4 protein-coding genes are annotated in these 3,552 nt (G+C 61.7%); 2 read left to right on the top strand and 2 right to left on the bottom strand.

Translation table 11 applies throughout. From position 1 onward, the window contains the following. A partial coding sequence (locus tag FEM54_RS27835; RefSeq protein ID WP_138453782.1) for an amidohydrolase occupies positions 1 to 1,423 on the bottom strand: 1,423 nt, incomplete at its 3' end. Positions 1,424 to 1,558: 135 nt separating this feature from the next. On the opposite strand from FEM54_RS27835, the gene FEM54_RS27830 reads away from it, so the two are divergent. After that, positions 1,559 to 1,981 carry a helix-turn-helix domain-containing protein gene (locus tag FEM54_RS27830; protein ID WP_138453781.1) on the top strand — a complete coding sequence of 141 codons (423 nt, stop codon included), beginning with the start codon at positions 1,559 to 1,561 and terminating at the stop codon, positions 1,979 to 1,981. Positions 1,982 to 2,064: 83 nt separating this feature from the next. Next, positions 2,065 to 2,787: a pirin family protein gene (locus FEM54_RS27825; RefSeq protein WP_017137749.1), complete on the top strand. Its 723-nt coding sequence runs from the start codon at positions 2,065 to 2,067 to the stop codon at positions 2,785 to 2,787. A gap of 121 nt (positions 2,788 to 2,908) precedes the next feature. On the opposite strand, the gene FEM54_RS35175 is transcribed toward FEM54_RS27825, so the two are convergent. Beyond that, complete coding sequence (locus FEM54_RS35175) at positions 2,909 to 3,313, bottom strand: hypothetical protein (protein ID WP_171045920.1); 405 nt, start codon at positions 3,311 to 3,313, stop codon at positions 2,909 to 2,911. Positions 3,314 to 3,552: the final 239 nt, after the last annotated feature.

The raw sequence follows: 3,552 nt of genomic DNA, 5'->3' as shown, positions 1-3,552 counted from the left end.
GTTCCAGCGCAGTGAGACGCGGCAACCCTTCGGCATGCAGTTCCAACCCACCCACCGTGCGCCCACTGACCATCCAGTACAGCGAGGTCCACGGGTTGTAGCTCGATACCCGCGTCGCGTCCGTGCCCGCCCCCACCGGCACGCCTTCGGCCAGCATGCGCTTGATCGGCGGCGTGGCCTCGGCTGCCTTGGCGCCGTAACGCTCGACAAAATACTCACCCTGGAACGCCATGCGATCCTGAATCGCAATACCTCCGCCCAAGGCACGTACACGCTCGATATTGTGTGGCGTAATGGTTTCCGCGTGATCGAAAAACCACGGCAGGCCATTGAAGGGGATATCCCGATTAACCTTCTCGAACACATCGAGCATGCGCGAGATGGACTCGTTGTACGTGGCGTGAAGCCGGAACGGCCAACGTTGCTCGACCAAATGCCGCACCACCGGCTCCAGCTCCTGCTCCATGCTCAGCGGCAAGTCGGGGCGCGGCTCAAGGAAGTCTTCGAAATCCGCCGCCGAAAACACCAGCATCTCACCGGCGCCGTTGTGACGCAGGTAATCATCGCCCTGATGCAGCGTGACGCTGCCGGTCCAGTGTTTGAAGTCGCTGAGTTCTTCCTTGGGCTTCTGGGTAAACAGGTTGTAGGCGATGCGCACCGTCAGCTGTTCGTCCTTGGCCAGTTGCTCGATCACCGCATAATCATCGGGATAATTCTGGAAACCACCGCCGGCATCAATGGCACTGGTAAGGCCCAGGCGATTGAGTTCACGCATAAACTGACGCGTCGAGTTGACCTGATATTCCAGCGGCAATTTCGGCCCTTTGGCCAAGGTTGCATAAAGGATCATCGCGTTGGGCCGCGCCACCAGCATGCCGGTGGGGTTGCCATGGCTGTCACGCACGATCTCGCCACCGGGCGGGTTCGGTGTGTCCTTGGTGTAGCCGGCCACCCGCAGGGCGGCGCGGTTGAGCAAGGCGCGGTCATACAGGTGCAGCACGAACACCGGCGTGTCCGGCGCGGCCTGGTTGAGTTCGTCTAAGGTCGGCATACGTTTTTCAGCGAACTGGAATTCGTTCCAGCCACCCACCACGCGCACCCATTGCGGCGTCGGGGTGCGGTCCGCCTGGTCCTTGAGCATGCGCAACGCATCGGCCAGGGACGGCACACCTTCCCAGCGCAATTCGAGGTTGTAGTTCAGCCCGCCACGAATCAGGTGCAGGTGCGAGTCGTTAAGGCCTGGGATCACGGTGCGGCCCTTGAGGTCGATGACCTGGGTGCCACTGCCGCGCAGAGCCATGGCCTCGCCGTCGGTGCCGACCGCTACAAAGCGCCCCTTGTGGATGGCGACGGCAGTGGCATGCGGGTTTTCACGGTCGACCGTGTGGAACTGGCCGTTGAACAGAATCAGATCGGCGTTCATAGGGTTTCCTTGACAGAGGCCGCCTGGCGGCAAGAGCGTTGGGCCCAGTGTGCGACGGCGCTGTAGCAAAAAATTGCACGTATGTGCTCTACACTGGGTTTTCACTCTCCGCCACGCTGTCCACGGGTATTGATCATGGCTCAACCAGGCGCAACGTTGTGCTCCGAGCGGGAACAGAAGGTCAAGCAGCTGATCCTCGCCAACCTGGCAGAGCCGCTGGAGGTGACTGAGCTGGCCCGCGCCTGCGAGCTGTCGCGCAGTCATTTTTCCCGCGCCTTCAAACGCACCACGGGCGTGGCGCCGCAGGAATGGATTCGCCAGCAACGTATCCAGCAGGCCAAGCTGCTGATCACCGGCTCTGCTCTGAGCCTGACGCAGATCAGCCAGGAATGCGGGTTCTGCGACCAGGCGCACTTCTGTCACCAGTTCAGCCGCAGTGAAGGGCTGAACCCGTTGGCCTGGCGCAAACGCCAGCTGAGCTATCGCCATCGCCTACGGGCGGCGCAGCTGGCAATCGTCAACTGCAAAGAGACAGTCATTCAGATTGCAGCGTCTTAATCAACTCCCCGCTAAACAGTAAGCTTCTCCTCACACCGAAGCCCTGCACCTTGCAGCCCGGCTTCCCTTGAGGAGAACACCCCATGCTGACCCTTCGCAAAGCCTCGGAACGCGGCGCCGCCAATCACGGTTGGTTGAAGTCGTTCCACACCTTCTCGTTTGCCAACTACTGGGATCCCAAGGAGCAGGGTTTTTCCGACCTGCTGGTGATCAACGATGACCGCGTCGCCGCCGGCAAAGGCTTCGGCCAGCACCCGCATCGGGACATGGAGATTTTCTCCTATGTGCTCGAAGGCGCCCTGGAACACAAGGACACCCTGGGCACCGGTTCGGTGATCCGCCCTGGCGACGTGCAACTGATGAGCGCCGGCAGCGGCGTGGCCCACAGCGAGTTCAACCACAGCCAGAGCCATGGCGTGCACTTCCTGCAGATCTGGATTGTGCCGAATGTGGTCGGCGCCGAACCGCGCTACCAACAGGAGCACTTCAGCGCAGCGCAAAAACGTGGGCGCTTGCAGTTGATCATCTCGCCGGAAGGCACGGATGGCTCGCTCAACGTTCGCCAGGATGCACGGGTGTATGCCGGGCTGTTCAACGGCGACGAAACCGCAACCCTGGACGTGCCGGCGGACCGCCATGTGTACGTGCACGTGGCCCGCGGCAGCGTCGAACTCAATGGCCACCGCTTGCAGGAAGGCGATGGCGCACGGCTGCGCAATGAGCGGCAGATCCGCCTGAGCCAGGGCGAAGACGCCGAGGTGCTGGTGTTTGACCTGCGCCCTCAGGAACTGCCGCAGATGCCTTGAGCGCCTGCACGATGGCCCGCCACAACGGGCCATCGCTGGCGTCGATAGTCACCATCAGCGCAATGAAGTTCTCTTAAAAAATCCAACGCGTACCATCAAACCCATACCCGGCAACACCCAACTACAACTCTCGGAGCACACCACCATGAAACGCCAACTCTTGCTTAGCCTCGCTTTCTCGGTACTGGCTGCCAACGCTTTTGCCCACCCGGTTGTCGCTGAAGGCGGCGCGGATCGCCTGCAAGGCAACCACGTAGCCGAAAATGGTTCTGACCGTCTGCAGGAACGCCGTATAGCCGAAGGTGGCGCTGATCGCTTGCAGGAACGTGGCCTGGCCGAAGGCGGTGCTGATCGCCTGCAGGAACGCGGCCTGGCTGAAGGCGGTGCTGATCGCCTGCAGGAACGCGGCCTGGCTGAAGGCGGTGCTGATCGCCTGCAGGAACGCGGCCTGGCTGAAGGCGGTGCTGATCGCCTGCAGGAACGCGGCCTGGCTGAAGGTGGTTCGGATCGCCTGCAGAGCAACCACGTATAACCCTCGCTGTTGGCGAGGCACCCCAAACCGGCCTGATCAGCCGGTTTTTTTTCGCCTGCGATCTGGCCATGTATCCACCCAACTTCTGGTTAACGCAGTGCCTGTGGCAAGCAGGCTTGTTGTGGCGAGCAGGCTTGCCCTGCGTTGGGCTGCGAAGCGGCCCCAGTGCGGCTAATCCGATTTTTCAGTTAAACCGCATGCTCAGGTTTCAGGGCCGCTGCGCGCCCCAACGC

Origin of the sequence: Pseudomonas edaphica (assembly GCF_005863185.1) — a bacterium.
Classification (GTDB): domain Bacteria; phylum Pseudomonadota; class Gammaproteobacteria; order Pseudomonadales; family Pseudomonadaceae; genus Aquipseudomonas; species Aquipseudomonas edaphica.
Note: the sequence above shows the minus strand (reverse complement) of the source record. Positions and strands in the feature narration are given on the sequence as shown.

What these genes read in the sequence shown, in the direction of transcription:
- FEM54_RS27830 (WP_138453781.1), top strand. Translation starts at nt 1,559, where the DNA reads ATGGCTCAACCAGGCGCAACGTTGTGCTCCGAGCGGGAACAGAAGGTC.
- FEM54_RS27825 (WP_017137749.1), top strand. Translation starts at nt 2,065, where the DNA reads ATGCTGACCCTTCGCAAAGCCTCGGAACGCGGCGCCGCCAATCACGGT.